Origin of the sequence: Amycolatopsis sp. SB7-3 (genome assembly GCF_041021335.1) — a bacterium.
GTDB lineage: Bacteria > Actinomycetota > Actinomycetes > Mycobacteriales > Pseudonocardiaceae > Amycolatopsis > Amycolatopsis japonica.
On record NZ_JBFPJQ010000001.1, the window covers coordinates 1,948,786 to 1,963,876 of the forward strand.

The 15,091-nt window shown below is 69.3% G+C and carries 15 protein-coding genes and 1 tRNA gene; 11 read left to right on the forward strand and 5 right to left on the reverse strand.

What is annotated here, in order from left to right; translation table 11 throughout:
• Nucleotides 1-12 precede the first annotated feature (12 nt).
• Together AB8M46_RS09505 and AB8M46_RS09510 are read left to right on the forward strand one after the other, a co-directional pair.
• Nucleotides 13-2,754 (forward strand): FtsK/SpoIIIE domain-containing protein, encoded by a 2,742-nt coding sequence (locus AB8M46_RS09505; protein WP_037334864.1) that lies wholly within the window; start codon nt 13-15, stop codon nt 2,752-2,754.
• Nucleotides 2,747-3,118, forward strand: coding sequence for a hypothetical protein (locus tag AB8M46_RS09510; RefSeq protein ID WP_037334861.1), 372 nt, complete (start codon nt 2,747-2,749; stop codon nt 3,116-3,118). The genes AB8M46_RS09505 and AB8M46_RS09510 overlap by 8 nt, the downstream gene beginning before the upstream one ends.
• Nucleotides 3,119-3,191: 73 nt before the next feature.
• On the opposite strand, the gene AB8M46_RS09515 is transcribed toward AB8M46_RS09510, so the two are convergent.
• The gene (locus AB8M46_RS09515) at nt 3,192-5,657 is read right to left on the reverse strand and encodes an endonuclease/exonuclease/phosphatase family protein (RefSeq protein WP_394360091.1); all 2,466 of its coding nucleotides are present in this window, start codon (nt 5,655-5,657) and stop codon (nt 3,192-3,194) included.
• Between the two features lie 159 nt (nt 5,658-5,816).
• Here AB8M46_RS09515 and AB8M46_RS09520 point away from each other — a divergent pair, with 159 nt between their 5' ends.
• From AB8M46_RS09520 to AB8M46_RS09535, 4 genes are all read left to right on the forward strand, one after another.
• The gene (locus AB8M46_RS09520; protein WP_394360092.1) at nt 5,817-7,148 is read left to right on the forward strand and encodes a BNR-4 repeat-containing protein; all 1,332 of its coding nucleotides are present in this window, start codon (nt 5,817-5,819) and stop codon (nt 7,146-7,148) included.
• A gap of 124 nt (nt 7,149-7,272) precedes the next feature.
• The gene (locus tag AB8M46_RS09525; protein ID WP_037334852.1) at nt 7,273-7,455 is read left to right on the forward strand and encodes a hypothetical protein; all 183 of its coding nucleotides are present in this window, start codon (nt 7,273-7,275) and stop codon (nt 7,453-7,455) included.
• Between the two features lie 235 nt (nt 7,456-7,690).
• Nucleotides 7,691-8,236 (forward strand): DUF305 domain-containing protein, encoded by a 546-nt coding sequence (locus AB8M46_RS09530; RefSeq protein ID WP_360087191.1) that lies wholly within the window; start codon nt 7,691-7,693, stop codon nt 8,234-8,236.
• A gap of 42 nt (nt 8,237-8,278) precedes the next feature.
• A tRNA-Ser gene (locus AB8M46_RS09535) sits at nt 8,279-8,366 on the forward strand.
• Nucleotides 8,367-8,412: 46 nt separating this feature from the next.
• Here AB8M46_RS09535 and AB8M46_RS09540 read toward each other — a convergent pair.
• The 3 genes from AB8M46_RS09540 to AB8M46_RS09550 form a co-directional block, all read right to left on the reverse strand.
• Nucleotides 8,413-8,619: a CsbD family protein gene (locus AB8M46_RS09540; RefSeq protein ID WP_037334843.1), complete on the reverse strand. Its 207-nt coding sequence runs from the start codon at nt 8,617-8,619 to the stop codon at nt 8,413-8,415.
• Between the two features lie 85 nt (nt 8,620-8,704).
• Entirely contained in the window at nt 8,705-9,226 is a 522-nt protein-coding gene (locus tag AB8M46_RS09545; protein WP_394360093.1) for a nucleoside deaminase, read from the reverse strand.
• Complete coding sequence (locus AB8M46_RS09550; protein ID WP_197684721.1) at nt 9,181-9,663, reverse strand: tRNA adenosine deaminase-associated protein; 483 nt, start codon at nt 9,661-9,663, stop codon at nt 9,181-9,183. The genes AB8M46_RS09545 and AB8M46_RS09550 overlap by 46 nt, the downstream gene beginning before the upstream one ends.
• 76 nt (nt 9,664-9,739) lie before the next feature.
• Between AB8M46_RS09550 and AB8M46_RS09555 the strand changes: the two genes are divergently transcribed.
• Together AB8M46_RS09555 and AB8M46_RS09560 are read left to right on the forward strand one after the other, a co-directional pair.
• On the forward strand, nt 9,740-10,969 hold the full coding sequence (locus tag AB8M46_RS09555; RefSeq protein ID WP_394360094.1) for a M20 family metallopeptidase: 1,230 nt from the start codon (nt 9,740-9,742) through the stop codon (nt 10,967-10,969).
• Nucleotides 10,970-11,002: 33 nt separating this feature from the next.
• Nucleotides 11,003-11,473 (forward strand): heme-degrading domain-containing protein, encoded by a 471-nt coding sequence (locus tag AB8M46_RS09560; RefSeq protein ID WP_394360095.1) that lies wholly within the window; start codon nt 11,003-11,005, stop codon nt 11,471-11,473.
• Here the strand turns inward: AB8M46_RS09560 and AB8M46_RS09565 are convergent.
• On the reverse strand, nt 11,470-11,940 hold the full coding sequence (locus AB8M46_RS09565) for a hypothetical protein (RefSeq protein WP_394360096.1): 471 nt from the start codon (nt 11,938-11,940) through the stop codon (nt 11,470-11,472). The two genes, AB8M46_RS09560 and AB8M46_RS09565, sit on opposite strands and share 4 nt — an antisense overlap.
• Nucleotides 11,941-11,978: 38 nt before the next feature.
• On the opposite strand from AB8M46_RS09565, the gene AB8M46_RS09570 reads away from it, so the two are divergent.
• The 3 genes from AB8M46_RS09570 (at nt 11,979) to AB8M46_RS09580 (ending at nt 15,018) form a co-directional block, all read left to right on the forward strand.
• On the forward strand, nt 11,979-12,899 hold the full coding sequence (locus AB8M46_RS09570) for a dihydrodipicolinate synthase family protein (protein ID WP_394360097.1): 921 nt from the start codon (nt 11,979-11,981) through the stop codon (nt 12,897-12,899).
• A 112-nt stretch (nt 12,900-13,011) separates the two neighbouring features.
• On the forward strand, nt 13,012-14,355 hold the full coding sequence (gene lysA / locus AB8M46_RS09575) for a diaminopimelate decarboxylase (RefSeq protein ID WP_394360098.1): 1,344 nt from the start codon (nt 13,012-13,014) through the stop codon (nt 14,353-14,355).
• A gap of 168 nt (nt 14,356-14,523) precedes the next feature.
• Nucleotides 14,524-15,018 (forward strand): Lrp/AsnC family transcriptional regulator, encoded by a 495-nt coding sequence (locus AB8M46_RS09580; protein ID WP_037334827.1) that lies wholly within the window; start codon nt 14,524-14,526, stop codon nt 15,016-15,018.
• Nucleotides 15,019-15,091: the final 73 nt, after the last annotated feature.

Here is a 15,091-nt window from a genome sequence, read left to right on the forward strand (position 1 = left end):
CGGCGAGCCGGTATGGGCAGCAAAGCGAGTGAACAGCGCAATCGCGTCGCCACGGCGCTCGAGCGGGTCCGGCACCAGATCGGGCTCGTCCTCGGCGCCGCCGCCGGCGCCCGTCAGGCCGCCGAGGCGGAACTGGCCAAACTGCAACTGGAACAGCACATCGTCCGGGTGGGGATGAACAACTCCACCTCGGAGCAGTACGCCGAATGGTCGCGGCATCCCGCCGCGAACGAGGTGTTCGGCCTGCTGGGCAGCGTGCGCGGCCAGTTCTACGCCGACTGGGAAGCGGGCCCGAACGCGTTGCGCGAACTCGTCGCGAACAACGCGCCGGGGCCCGCGAGCCGGCCGCCGGGCGACTGGCTGGGCCGCGTCGGCGGGAATCCCGGTATCACCTCGCCCGGGCTGTGGCGCGTCGGCTCGGCGACGGTGCCGGGCCAGGACGTCCCGCGCACCTTCGACGTCGCGGTCCCTTTGCTCGACGAGTCGCATCTGTCCATAACGTCGGCGCCGAAGACCAGGGCCGCGGTGGACGGCATCGTGCAGAACCTGCTGATGCGGATCCTGAGCACGTTCGAACCCGGCGCGGTGCGCATCCATCTGTGGGATGTCGGGCAGCTGACCGCGATCCTTCCTGACCTGTACCCGCTGAGCCGCACCAGCGCGCTCACCCTGTACGACCCAGGACGGCTCGAGGACCTCCTCGACGAACTGGCCGGGCACATCCGCCGCATCCACGCGACCGGGATGCAGGCGGGGCACACGTCGCTGCGGGAGATCCGGCGGGCGAGCGGCCAGCGCGTCGAACCGTTCCGTGTCGCGGTGCTCTACGGCAACGGCGAAACCCTCGAACCGGAGCGCGCCCGCGAACTGAAACGGGTCGCCACCGGGGCGCTGGCGGCCGGGATCTGCCTGATCCTGATCGACGTGCCGACCATGCTGTCGACGTCGGTCGAATCGCTGAGCCTGCACGACGAACGGCACGCGACGAGCAGCATGACCGGCCCCGACCTGATGGTCGACCTCGATCCGCCGATGCCGTCCGGGCAGGTCATCCGCGCCGCCGGGCGGATCGCCGAGGCGCTGATCGCCAAACAGGGCGGGCCGCGCGCGTTCGCCGACCTCCTGCCGACCGAACTGGGCAAGGAGAGCTCGGCGCGGGAACTGCGGGCGCCGGTCGGGTTCTTCGAGGGCGAGGCGGTGGAGGTCGTCATCGGTGACGCCAGCCCGCACGTGCTCATCGGCGGGCCGAGCGGTTCGGGGAAGACGAACTTCCTGTATTCGCTGCTCGGCAGCCTCGCGGCGCGGTACTCGCCGGACGAACTCGCGCTGTACCTGCTGGACTTCAAGGAAGGCGTGTCGTTCGCCGGGCTCGCGCCAGGGCGGCGGGACGCGAGCTGGCTGCCGCACGCCAAGCTCATCGGGGTCAACGTCAACACCGACCGCGAGTTCGGCCTGGCGCTGCTGCGGTACCTCGCCGACGAGCTGCGCCGCCGGTCGGCCGCCGCGAAACTGCACGAGGTCACCAATCTCGCGGATCTGCGCGAGCAGGACCCCGGCGGGCACTGGCCGCGGATCGTCGCGGTGATCGACGAATTCCAGTACCTGTTCGCCGGCCGCGACGGCGTGACGGCGACCGCGACACAGCTGCTGGAGGACATCGCGCGGCGAGGCCGGTCTCAAGGCATCCACCTGGTGCTGGCGAGCCAGGACGTCGCCGGGATCGAGGCCTTCTGGGGCAAACCGGCGGTGTTCGAGCAGTGCACGCTGCGGATCGCCATGCCGAAGGCGCGGCGGGTATTGTCCGAGACCAACAACGCGGCCGTCTCCGCGCCGAAGTGGCACGCGGTGATCAACCACGATTCCGGTGTGGCGCACGGGAACCAGCTCGCGCACGTCCCGGACGCGAGCAGCAAGGACGTCTTCAACAAGCTGCAGCACCGGCTCTGGGAGCGGTATTCGGAGTCGTTCAAGCGGCCCCGGTTGTTCGACGGCGCGCATTCCCCGGTGCTGGAACAGTTCCCGGCGTTCACCGACCTGAAGCCGACGGACAAACCGCGGGCGTTGCTCGGCCAGTCCATCGACGTCGACGAGGCCGCCTGCGGGGTCGAGCTGCCGAAGGCCCCGGGCCGGAACGTCGCCGTCCTCGGCGCGGCCACGGCGGAGGCACTGTCCATCATGGACTCCGCCGCGCGTTCGCTGGCCCGCCAATATCACCGCGAGACGGTGGAATTTGTACTCTCGTGCCCCATCGAGGCGTCCGTCCCCGCCGTGGCCGAACTGGCCGAGCGCCTGCGCGCGGAGGGCCACCAAGCGACCCTGGTCGACGATCTTCCCGCCCGGGTAATCGATATCGCGGAGAATCTGTCCTCTTTGGACAAAGCGCGAGTGCTGCTGCTGTACGGCGTCGACGCGTCGATCCCCGCACTCGAGGCGAAGGCGCCCGGACAGCTCAAGAGCGGTCTGGATCAGTTGCGGGTGCTGCTGAAGCAGGGCCCGACGCACGGTGTCCACACCATCGGCTGGTGGCGCAGCATCGCCCGGCTGAAGGACACGCTCGGTTTCGCGGGCACCGACGACATCGGCTCCTGGGCGGCGTTGGACGTCCAGGGCAACGAACTGTCGCCGTTCGCCGCCGGGCAGGTCGTGCACTGGTCACCGCGGCCGGGCCGCGCGCTGTTCTTCGACCGCACCACGCACGGCGCCCCTGAGGTGATCATCCCGTTCCAGCGTCCGGAAGGGCTTCTCGATGGATGACGGCATCACCGCGGCCATGCGGTACAAGGAGATCGTCGGCCTCGCGCGCGCTTCGGCGGAGAACCTCCGGAACTGGGAGATCGGCCGCGCGGACGAACTGGAGGCCCGGCTCGCCGAGGCGCATCAGGCCGTCGCGGACGCCGCCGAACGCGAGCAGCGCGCCGTCGACCGGTGCACGCGCTGGTGGAAGATGGCGCAGCACAACGTCGAAGGCCTCTCGTGGCTGCCGGAGGACGAGGAACCGCGCCCGGTGCCCACCGCGCGGGCCGGATACCTGGAGAAGTACCTGGAAGAGGTCAAGCCGAGCTACCAGGAACTCGTGCAGGCCGTCCTTTCCCTCGGGTGGCGCGCCAAACGCTCCTGACCCCACCCGCGTTTCGTCCTCTGGATGCGGTACTTGCGCGTGCAAGTACCGCATCCAGAGGACTAATTGCGGGTCAGGGGCGCCCGAAGATCTTCTCCAGGTAGTCGGCCAGGTCCCAGAACGCGTCTTGGACCGGGTTGCCCGCGCTCGGCCGGAACCGCAGCACCTGCGGGTCGTGGTCGCTGGCCTGCTTCGCGAACTCGGCGTTCAGGTGCACGACGTCGTAGTCGAGACCGCGCGGCGCGTTCGACGCCAGGATGTGGTCGAGCACCTGAGACTGGCCCTCGAAAACGTAGCTGTACCGCTCGTTTTCGGGCAGCGACGCGATCAGGTCCTTCAGCGCGCCACCGGCGGTCAGCGTCTTCACGGCGGGCGAGAACGGGTAGTCGTTCAGGTCGCCGGCCACGACGACGTTCGCGTTCTTGTCCGAAGCGAGCAGCTTGTCGACGAAGCCGCGAAGCAGGGTCGCCTGCTTGGCCCGCTGCACCTCGGAACTCCGGACCGGCGGCTGGTTGCGGCCGTGCGTCGGCTGGTCGCCGCCCTTGGAGTTGAAGTGGTTCGCGATGACGAACACGGTGCGGCCCTTGAAGACGAACTCGCCGACCAGCGGCTTGCGGCTGGCTTCCCACGCCTCGTTCCCGGGCTCGACGCGGCCGGGCGAGACGGTCAGGTGGGTCTTGCCGTGCTCCTTGACCACGCCGACCGGGGTGGTCGCGTCGCCGCCCGGCCGGTCCACAAAGGACACCCGAGCCGGGTTGAACAGGAAGCCGACACGGATGTTCCCGCCGGGCTGACCGCCGTCCTTGCCGTTCTCCGGGTCGATCTGTCGCCACTCGTAGCGCGGGCCACCGGCGGCGACGATCGCGTCGGTGAACTTCTTCAGCGTCTGGTCCGCGGCGACGGTGCCGTCGTTGGTCGGCCCGTTGTTGTCCTGGATCTCTTCCAGGTTCAGGATGTCCGGCTTCGCGAGGTTGGTGGCGATGGCCTTCGCCAGCTCGCCGAACTTCTCGTCACTGTCCAAAGCGGACAGGTTCTCGACGTTGTAGGTCGCCACGGAGAGCTCACCACTGCGCTGCGCACGGGTGCTCTCGCGCTGCAAGCCGTTGTCCTTGGCGGCGCCGAGCTTCGTCGCGAACAGCGTGTAGCCGCCGAAGTTGCTGTACTCGACCGGGCCGGACGTCTCGCCGGTGAGCACGTCACCGGTGTTGACCTTCGGGAACGGCTGCTCGGCGAACGGGATCAGCGAAGCGACCTTGAGTACGCCGGTGTTGAGCCGGTCGTAGTCCAGGTACACCGCGCCACCGCGGACGCTCGGGTTCTGCTTCGGCTTCGTGGTCACGTAAAGCTCGTTGAACGACGACGTCGGGCCGACGACGCGTGCGTCCGAGACGCTGACGATCTCGCTCTCGTGCGTCTCCCAGAAGTCCAGCGAGTATTTCGCGGGCTCCAGCGGCAACGGCTCGATGCTGCCGCCCGGCGCGGGCGCGACGGTGTCCGGGACCGTGTCCGGCGTGACGACGGTGGGCGCGGGCAGGGCGTTCCCGCTGGAGCCGACCGTCCACTGTGCACTCGTCAGCTCGGTGAGCGACTGGTACGGCGAGCTCGCGGGCGCGTCCGGGTAGAACTCGCGGACGGTGCCGGTGGCGGTCACCGCGTCACCGACGGCCACGGCGGGCGTGGTCGAGCCGGTGAAGACGAACAGCCCTTCGCTGGTGCGCGGGTCGGTGTCGGGCGCGGGGTCGGTGATCCAGAATCCGCGCGCCGAACCGAAGCTCCGGATCGCGGTGACGACGCCGGTGACCCCGGCGACCTTCCGGTCCTTCAACGGCGAGATCCGCGCGGTGCCCTGGATGTCGTGGATCTTGGCGTCGACCGGCGGCGGACCGGTCTCGCCCGGCGTCTCACCCTTGCCGTTGGTCGGCGTGGGCGCGCCGGAGGTGAAGTCGGCCGCGTTGTCGTCGGTGTCCGCGAGCGTCGCGCCCCTGGCGACGGACGCGGTGTTGGACGGCGCGGGCGCCGCGGCACCCTCACGGATGACGGCGGTGGAGCCGAAGCCCACCAGATCCTTGATGCGGCTGTCGGCCGCGCACTCGGCGGCCGTCTTGCAGGTCAGCGCCGTGGTGCCCTGGACGAGCGCGATGGTGCCGGCGGTCGCGGACAGGGCCAGCGAACCGGTGGCGTCCGGTGTCGGCAGCGCGACCGTGCCGCCCGAGCCCTTCGCCTGCGCGACGAGATACCGCGCTCCCGGCGCGACGCCGCCGGTCAGCGGCGTGACCTGCCAGCTGTTCCCCGACGCGGGCGCGTACTGGACGCTGAAGCCGTCGAGGCTCACGGCGGCCGAGCCGCGGTTCGCGAGTTCGACGAAGTCGTTGGTCAGCGTGGCGCCCGAGTTGCCGCCACCGCCGTAGACCTCGGCGATCACGGCGTCGGCGCTGGGCGCGGCGAGCGCGGCCGGAGCGGTCAGGCCGCTCACGACCAGGCCCGAGGCGACGGCCACGGTCAGGGCCCGTCTCCGGGCAGCACGTCGGGATGTGGTCACGCTGAGTCCCCTTTTTCGCAAGATCGGTCGAGGCATACTCCCCCGAACAAGTGAAATGAGGAAGACGTCAAGACAACGATTCGTCACCACTAGCCCGTTCGGATCCTCGCGTGAGACGATCGAACTCCGCCGCCTGCCACACACCAGGAGGCGTTTTTCATGCGCGGACTGCTTTGCGCGCTCGTCGCGGCCGGTCTCGTGATCCCGGTTCCCGCGGCGACCGCCGCACCACCACCCGGCAAGGTCGCGTTCGACGTGATGACCCCGGCGAGCACGGTCGCGTCCCGCACCGACCGGCGGCCGAACGCGGGCGGGGTCTTCGACCCGGTCGCGCGCAAGACGTTCATCTCGTGGTCCGGCAAGGCCGCGGACACCTACGTCCAGGCCTACGACCACCGGACCGGCGTCTGGACGGCGCCGAAGAAGATCGCCGACGGCGAATCCGATCCGCACAACTACCCGACGATGCTGCTGGCGGGCGACGGGCATCTGCTGATCTTCCGCGGCATGCACAACACACGGACCGTGCTCAGCCGCGCGCCGCTCGCCCATTCCCTCGACGGCACCTGGACCGACACCGAGGTGCCCGAGGGCGATTCGGCGAGTTACCCGATGCCGGTGAAGACTGTCGACGGCACGCTTTTCCTGTTCTACCGCGAGACGACCAACGAACTGGATCCGGCGGCGAACTCCGACTTCCGCCCGATGAAGTACCTCGTCTCCCGCGATCACGGGAAGACGTGGAAGAACTCCGTGCAGCTGACCGGGAAGCGGTGGGCGTTCGGCTCGCTGGGCCGGGCCGACCACATGGACGAGATCTACGTCGGGCAGCTGCGGTACCTGCCGTCGTCGGGGCGGATCCACTTCGCCTACACGCTCGCCGGCGGCGGGCCGTCGCAGCACAAACACGACGTCTACCACCGGAACGTCTACCACCTGTCGTTCGACGTGCGGAGCCTGCACTTCTTCTCCGCGGCAGGCCGCGACCTCGGCACGCAGGTCGACGACGCCGAGCAGGAGCGGGATCTCAAGGTCGTCGAAACGCCGCTCGAACTCCCCGGCGGGCTCAAGTCGCCGGACTACATCCTGCAGGTCGGCACCCAGCGCGACGGCAAACCGTTCGTCACCTGGTTCCAGTTCGACGCCGCGGGCTCGCCGCGCGATTTCGCGGGTGCGTGGAACGGCCGGAACTGGGAAGTGCGCGAAGTCGCGAACGGGCTCCGATTGCGTGAGATCGAACAGCTCAATGGCGGCACTTGGCGCGTTTACGGAACGCGCGACGGACGACCGGGCATCGAAACGTTCTTGCTCGAGAACAGCCGCGTCTGGACGCCGGAAACCTTGATCACCACACCGAAACCGGTCCAGCGCGTCGAAGTGATCACCGGTTTCCGGGACCCCGCCCGCATTCTGGCGACCGGCGCGTCCAGTGCCCGTGACGTCTCCGTGGCCGACGGTGACGTTTATGTCGCGGGAGCCCCGCGGAAATAGCCCATTGGTGTTCCGCTGCCTTAAATGAACCTCAAGTCCGGGTACAACCCGGCATTTCCGGAGCTACCTTGGCGACGTGAGCGAGGACACAAATCCTCCCTCACGTCGCCGGAGGAGGTGTCCGATGAACTGGCTCATCGTCGGTACGGCACTGGTCCTGCTGCTGACCACCGCCTTGGCCGTAGACCTGCGCGACCGGAAACGCGGCGGACGCCCGGTGGCCCCGTTCGGCGGGGCACGGCTCGACGCCGTCCTGCGCGAGGCCGATCTGGGCGAACGACTTCTGGACGCTCACCGGGGAGGGTGAGCAGGGGGGAACTGGGGGTGCACCGCCGGTGCACGGGACCCGTCGGGGGAGGACGGAGCCCGTACACCGGCGGTGTGTCATTTCCGCCTCGCGCCACACGCACTCATCGGACCGTCGATGTCGAGCTCTTCGGATCCGTCACCTCCACCAAGGCTGATCCGGTTTTGAACCGCCGGAAGGTCACAGCCGTATCACAGGGCGGAGGGGCCGGTTTCCCCTGACTACGGAGGTATCGATGCGACGGCGACTGCCGATGGCCCTGTTCGCGCTGGTCGCCTGGGTGCTCGCGGGCTGCTCGACGGCCACGGGCGCCGCCCCGGCGACACCGGGTGCCAACCAGGCCGACATCACCTTCTCCCAGCAGATGGTGCCGCACCACCAGCAGTCGATCCAGGTCGCGAACCTGGCCTCGGAACGCTCGGCGTCCGAATACGTGAAGGCCACCGCGGCCAAGATCGTCAAGGCCGAGTCGGCCGAAGTCCAGACGATGACCGCGTGGCTCCAGTCGTGGAACGCGGCCGTGCTCCCCGCGGCGGGCCACGCCGGGCACGCGATGCCGGGGATGATCACCGAAGGCCAGGTCGCGTCGCTGCAGAACCTGACCGGGGCCGAATTCGACAAGATGTGGCTCCCGCTGATGGCCGAGCATCTGCGCAACGGCGTCGCGATGGCCAAGACGGTGCTCTCCTCCGGCGAGCACGCCGAGACGAAAGCGCTGGCACAGGAGATCGTCGAGAACCAGACGGCGGCGATCGACGAGATCACCTCGCAGCTTTCTTGACCCCCTGAAGACACCGGAAGGCCCTCCGGTATTGTTCTCGGCGGTGGCGTGTCCGAGCGGCCGAAGGAGCACGACTCGAAATCGTGTGACGGTTAATACCCGTCCGTGGGTTCAAATCCCACCGCCACCGCAGCGAAGAGCCGGTCTCCACGGAGACCGGCTCTTCTGCTTCGCGGCTACTTGTTGAACTTGTCCTTGAGGTCCTGCACGCCGCCTTCCGCGCGGTCGCGGAGGTCGTGCCCGGCCTCCTTGACTTCGCCCTTGGTCTGATCGGCCCGGCCGGAGTTCGCGAGGTCCTGGTTGTCGGTCTTCTCGCCGAGCTTCTCCTTGGCGGCGCCGATGGCCTGCTCGGCCTTGTCCTTCGCCTTGTCGAAAACGCTCATGGCGGATGTTCCTCCTTCGACTGCGGCCACCGTCTGCGGCCGCCTCTCCGGAGGGTTACCCGTGCCCCGGGGTCCGACACATGCTTCACCCGGTGCGGTTACCCCGCTGCCCGTGGAAGAAGTCTTCGAGCAGGGCCGCGCATTCGGCCTCCAGGACCCCGCCGACGACTTCCGCGCGGTGGCTGAGCCGCCGGTCGCGGACGACGTCCCACAGCGACCCCACGGCCCCGGTCTTGGGCTCCCAGGCGCCGAAGACGACCTTCGCGACCCTCGCCATCACGAGGGCGCCGGCGCACATCGTGCACGGCTCCAGCGTCACCGCGAGCGTGCAGCCTTCGAGCCGCCAGCCGTCGCCGTAGATCTTCGACGCGGCCCGCAGCGCGAGGATCTCCGCGTGCGCCGTCGGGTCGCCGAGTTCTTCGCGGCCGTTGCGCGCGGAAGCGAGCGGGGTCCCGTCCGGGGACAGGACGACGGCGCCGATCGGCACGTCCTCGCCCGCACCTCGCGCCGCGACGATCGCCGCCCGGACGGCGGCGATGTCGGCGGCGGAGGCGGCGGGGCTCAGATCTCGTCCAGGATCTTGGTGAACTCGGCGGCGAAGCCGCATCGCTGCGCGACCATCTGGAGTTGTTCGTCCGGATAGAGGTCGACCTCGCCGACGATCACCTGCAGCTCCGCCCCGGGCAGTCCGAGGTCGGACAGGATCTCCAGGTCGCCTTCCGGCCAGACCGCGTCGTCGTCCTCGTCCGGGGGGTCGACTCTCAGCACGTCGAGGACGTCGGCGGCGATGTCGTAGTCGAGCGCCGCGGCGGCGTCGGACAACAGCAGCGACGGGCCTCTGGGGCTCGGCCGGACGATCACGAAGAACTCGTCGTCCACCGCCAGCAGCCCGAACGCGGCCCCTGTCGAACGCAGTTTGCCGAGCTCGGTGATCGCAGCGTCGAGCTCGCCGAGCGCCCCCGGATCAAGGGAACTGCACCGCCACCGACCGTCCTCCCGCACCACGGCCACCGCGAACCCCGTGATCGGCTCTTGCACCGCCATGCGCACACCGTATTCCGCCCGCATTCGGAACGCACGCACGGTGCGCCCGAAGCGCCGCATGCGCCACTATCGAGACATGACCGGACCCACCGACCTGCCCACCCTCCCCGACGCGCGCTTCGCCGGTTTGCTGGACGAAGCCCGCGCTCTCCAGACGAAAACCGTAGAGCTCCGCCGGGAGATCCACCGGAATCCGGAGATCGGCCTCGACCTGCCGAAGACCCAGGCCTCGATCAAAGCCGCCCTCGAGGGCCTGCCGCTGGAGATCACCGAGGGCAAATCGACCACCTCGCTGACCGCCGTCCTCCGCGGCGGGAAGCCCGGCCCGGCGATCCTGCTCCGCGGCGACATGGACGCGTTGCCGCTGCACGAGGACACCGGGCTCGACTTCTCCTCCGATGACGACGGCGCGATGCACGCCTGCGGGCACGACACCCACGTCGCGATGCTGGCGTCGGCCGCTCGGCTGCTTTGCGAGCACGTCGACGAGCTGGCCGGGTCGGTGGTGTTCATGTTCCAGCCCGGCGAAGAAGGCGAGCACGGCGCTCGCCACATGATCCATGAGGGCGTGCTCGACGCCGCGGGCGAGCGCGTCGAGAAGGCGTTCGGCCTGCACATCTTCACCTCGGCCGCGTCCGGCGTCGTACAGACGCGACCGGGCCCGATCATGGCCTCGGCCAACAGCTTCCACGTCACCGTCACCGGCAGGGGCGGGCACGGCTCGGCGCCGCACCAGGCGATCGACCCGGTGCCCGCGGCGGCCGCGATGGTCAGCGCGCTGCAGACGATGGTGACCCGCAAGGTCAGCGTGTTCGAGCCCGCGGTGGTGTCGGTGACCCGTATCGAGACGGGCACGACGACGAACATCATCCCGGAGACGGCGTTCCTGGAGGGCACGATCCGCACGCTGTCCGAGCGGACGCAGGCGTTCGTGCGCGAGGAACTGCCGCGGGTGTGCGAGGCGGTCGGCGCGGCGCACGGCGTCAAGGTGAGCGCCGAGGTCCTCCCCGGCTACCCGGTCACGGTGAACGACCCGCAGGTCGCGGCGAGGGTGCTGGATCTGGCGGGCGAGGTACTCGGCGCCGAGAACTCCGAGGTCATGGAGAACCCGGTGATGGGCGCGGAGGACTTCTCGTACGTCCTGCAGCGGGTGCCGGGCGCGTTCGCGTTCCTGGGGGCCTGCCCGCCCGGCGCCGATCTGGCCACGGTGGAGGCGAACCACTCGAACCGGGTGGTCTTCGACGAGGACGCGATGGCCAACGGCGTGGCGATGTACGCCGCGTTCGCCCTGGACGCCCTTCGCTAGCCATTACACAACAGCGTTGATTTAATGGGTGCCATGAGCGATGACACCCTGGCCGTCCTGGCCGCGCAGGAGGAGCGCCTGATCTTCCGCCGGTTCGACAACGAGACCGCGCTGGAGCTGGGCGCCCACCTGCTCGCGGCGGCACGGGACCGCGCCCTTCCGGTGACGGTTTCCGTGCGTCGCGGCGGGCAGCGGCTGTTCCACGCGGCGTTGCCGGGCACCTCGGCCGACAACGACGCGTGGATCGACCGCAAGAGCCGCGTCGTCGACCGTTACGGGCACAGCTCGTTCTTCGTCGGCGAACAGTTCCGCGCGAAGGGCACGACATTCGAGGCCGACTCCCGCCTCGACCCGGAGCTGTACGCCGCGCACGGCGGCGTGTTCCCGGTGATCGTCGAGGGAGTCGGTCCGGTCGGCACCGTCGGCGTCTCGGGGCTGCCCCAGGCCGACGACCACGCGTTCGTGGTCGAGCAGCTGGAGATCTTCCTCGGCGCCTTGTCCTAAGTGGACTGCCGGCCGAGGCGCAAGGTGAGAAAGCCGGCACTGGGCGAGAGACTCGCGTAGTCGACCCGGTAGCCGCCGAAAGTGGCCCCCTCGGCCTTGACCGCGTCCAGCGTGAACGACACCGCCGGGCCCTCCGACGGCCGGGCGTAGGACATCGTCACGATCGCACGTCCCGCCGAAGCGCATATCTCCCCGTGCGGGCACCGCTCGTCCAGCACCGTCAAGTAGGCGAGGCGCAGGTCTTCGTCCGGGAGCACCGTCCAGCCGCCGAGGCGGAGCGTGAACGCGTCGCCCACCGCCGGCGGGCCGCACGAGGCGTTCAGGAACACGAGCACGAGACCGAACAGCACCAGTTTCGCCGGGGTCCCCCAGAGCCGCCGTCTTCGCATACCGGAGAGACGCGCGAACCGGCTGTCCCGGTTGCATCGGACCAGTCGTCCTGATGTCCGGGACAGTCGTCCCGGCATGCTAATCTGATGCCGTCACATCATATATCAGATCGGACATGCCAGTGACCTCACGGTTCGACGAGCGGAAACGGCGGCTGTCCGGGGTCGTGGCCATCCCGGTGACGCCGTTCGACGCCGACGGCGCCGTGGCTTCCGAGACCTACGGGCACCTGGTCGACCGCGTGCTCAGCGCCGGCGTCGACGTCGTGACACCGAACGGGAACACCGGCGAGTTCTACGCGCTGGACGAGGCCGAGGCACGGCACTGTCTGGAGGTGACGGTCAAAGCCGCGGCGGGGCGGGCGAGTGTGGTCGCCGGGGTCGGGCACGACGTCCGGACGGCGATCGGCGCGGCCCGGCACGCCGGGGACGCGGGCGCCGACCTGGTCATGATCCATCAGCCGGTGCATCCGTACGTCTCGGCGGAGGGCTGGGTCGAGTACCACCGCGCCATCGCGGCGGCGGTCCCGGAGCTGGGTGTCGTGCTGTACGTGCGCGACGCGCGTATCACGGGCGAGCAGCTGGCCAGGCTCGCCGACGCCGCGGAGAACGTCATCGGCGTGAAGTACGCGGTGCCGGATCCGGTGCGCTTCGCCTCGGTGGCGCGGGACGCGGGGATCGACCGTTTCGCGTGGATCGCCGGGCTGGCGGAGCTGTCGGCGCCGGGCTACTTCGCCGTCGGCGCGACCGGGTTCACCTCCGGCCTGGTGAACGTCGCGCCGTCGCTTTCGCTGGAGATGTTCCGCGCGCTGCGGGACGGCGACTTCGCCGCGGCGATGGCGGTCTGGGAGCGGATCCGGCCCTTCGAGGAGCTGCGGGCCGCGGACGGCAACGCCAACAACGTGAGCGTGGTCAAAGAAGCGTTGGCACAGCTGGGTTTGTGCCGCGCGGACGTCCGGCCGCCGAGCCGCCCGCTGACCGGCGCGGAACGCGAGCGGGTCACCGCCGCGGTGTGGCCGGGGTTACTCGCGCGTTAACAAGGCGTCAGCGAGGCCGCGCGGAGCGTCAGGGAGACGTTGCCGCGACGGCCGGGCCGGGTCGATCGGAGTTGTGCTGAGGAGGCACTGACCGATCGACGCGGAGGTAACCGTGACGCTCAGCGAGCTCCTGCCCAGCCTCGGCTGCGAGGCCGCCGACCACCTCGAACCCGGGGTCTGGCCACGCAGCACCCGGCTCGGACCGGGCGGGGAACTGCTGTTCGCCGGCGCGCCGGTGTCGCACCTCGCCGCGAGGTTCGGGACACCGGCGTACCTGCTCGACGAGGACGAGGTCCGGCAGAACGCCCGCGCGTACCGGAAAGCACTGCCCGACGCCGAAGTGGCGTACGCGAGCAAGGCTCTCTGCACGCGGGCGGTCCTGCGCTGGGTCGCCGAAGAAGGCCTTTCCCTCGACACCTGCTCGGCGGGCGAGATCGCGGTGGCGCGGTCGATCGGCTTCCCCGCCGAGCGGATCCTGCTGCACGGCAACGCGAAAACCCCCGAAGACCTCAAAACCGCCTTGTCCTACGGCGTCCGCCGGATCGTGGTGGACTCGCTCGACGAGATCGAGCAGCTCGGCGCGCTGGCCACCGGCGCGCAGCAGGTGCTGATCCGCGTGACGCCCGACGTCGCCGCCGGTACACACGCCGCGATCACCACCGGCACCGAAGGGCAGAAGTTCGGCTTCTCGCTGCGCGAGGAGGTCCGCGACAACCTCGGGCGCGCTGTGTCCGCCGTGCTCGCGCAGCCCGGACTCCGTCTGGCCGGGCTGCATTGCCACATCGGTTCGCAGGTGTCGCGGGTGGACTTGTACGAACTGGCCGCCCGCAAGATGATCGGGGTGCTCGTCGCACTCCGCGAGAGCCACGGTGTCACCCTGCGCGAACTGGATCTCGGCGGCGGGCACGCCGTGCGCTATCTGCCCGGCGACACGGGTTTCGACATCGACGGTTATGTGCGCCGTCTGCGTGTCGCGCTCGCTTACGAATGCACCTCGCACGGCTTCCCCCTGCCGAAGCTGACGATCGAACCCGGCCGCGCGATCGTCGGTCCGGCCGGGATCACCGTGTACCGGATCTGCGCGGTGAAACGCGGCTCGCGCACTTTCGTCGCCGTCGACGGCGGGATGAGCGACAACGCACGGCCGGCGCTCTACGGGGCGGCGTACACGGCGCGTCTGATCGGCAGGCGCAGCCGTTCCGCCCGTCGGCCGATGACGGTGGTCGGACGGCACTGCGAATCGGGCGACGTCCTCGCCGACGGGCTCTCGCTCCCCGACGACGTCCACCCCGGCGATCTGCTCGCCGTCCCGTGCACCGGGGCATACCACCACTCGCTCGCGTCGAATTACAACCTCGTCGGCAGGCCGCCGGTGGTCGGCGTCTCCCGCGGCACCGCGACGCTGCTCGTCCGCCGTGAAACCGAGGAAGACCTGCTGAAACGCGACCTCGGCTGACGCGTCATCCGAAAACCTCGGCACCCGCCCTATCGCACGACAGAATCCTTCGCGCGAAGGCGCCGAGAAAGAGAATCACGACAAACAACTTAACGGCGGTAGCATTCTGGACACTTATCGATACGCTGCGCGACAAGAATCGCATGCCGAAACAAAGGGAGGGACGGCATGGGTGACGAACCACGCGCGCAGATGGAGCAGCGCACACCTAGAGGTTTGGACAATACCGATCGCACCCTGATCGCTCTACTGCAAGTCGACGGGCGGGCCTCGTTCACGGCCTTGGCCAAGGCCGTCGGGCTGTCGGAGGGCGCCGTGCGGCAGCGCGTCCAGCGGCTGCTGCGGGACGAGACGATGCAGATCGTCGCGGTCACGGATCCGGCGAACGTCGGGCTCGGCCGTCAGGCGATGGTCGGGATCAAGGTGCAAGGCGATCCGCGGGCGGTCTCCGACCAGCTCTCCGGAATGCCGGACGTCCACTACGTCGTGCTGACCGCGGGAGGCTACGACCTGCTCGCCGAGGTCGCCTGCCGGGACGACGAACACCTCTTGAGTGTGCTGAACGACGACATCCGGCCCATCCCGGGTGTCGTCAGCACGGAGACCTTGGTCTACTTGAAACTCGCAAAACAGACATATGCCTGGGGCAACCTGACCCGATGACAGCACGCCCCGCGCCATGAACGGACCGTTCCTTGCGAAATTTGCAAGGAACGGCCCGTTCATGGCACTCGCG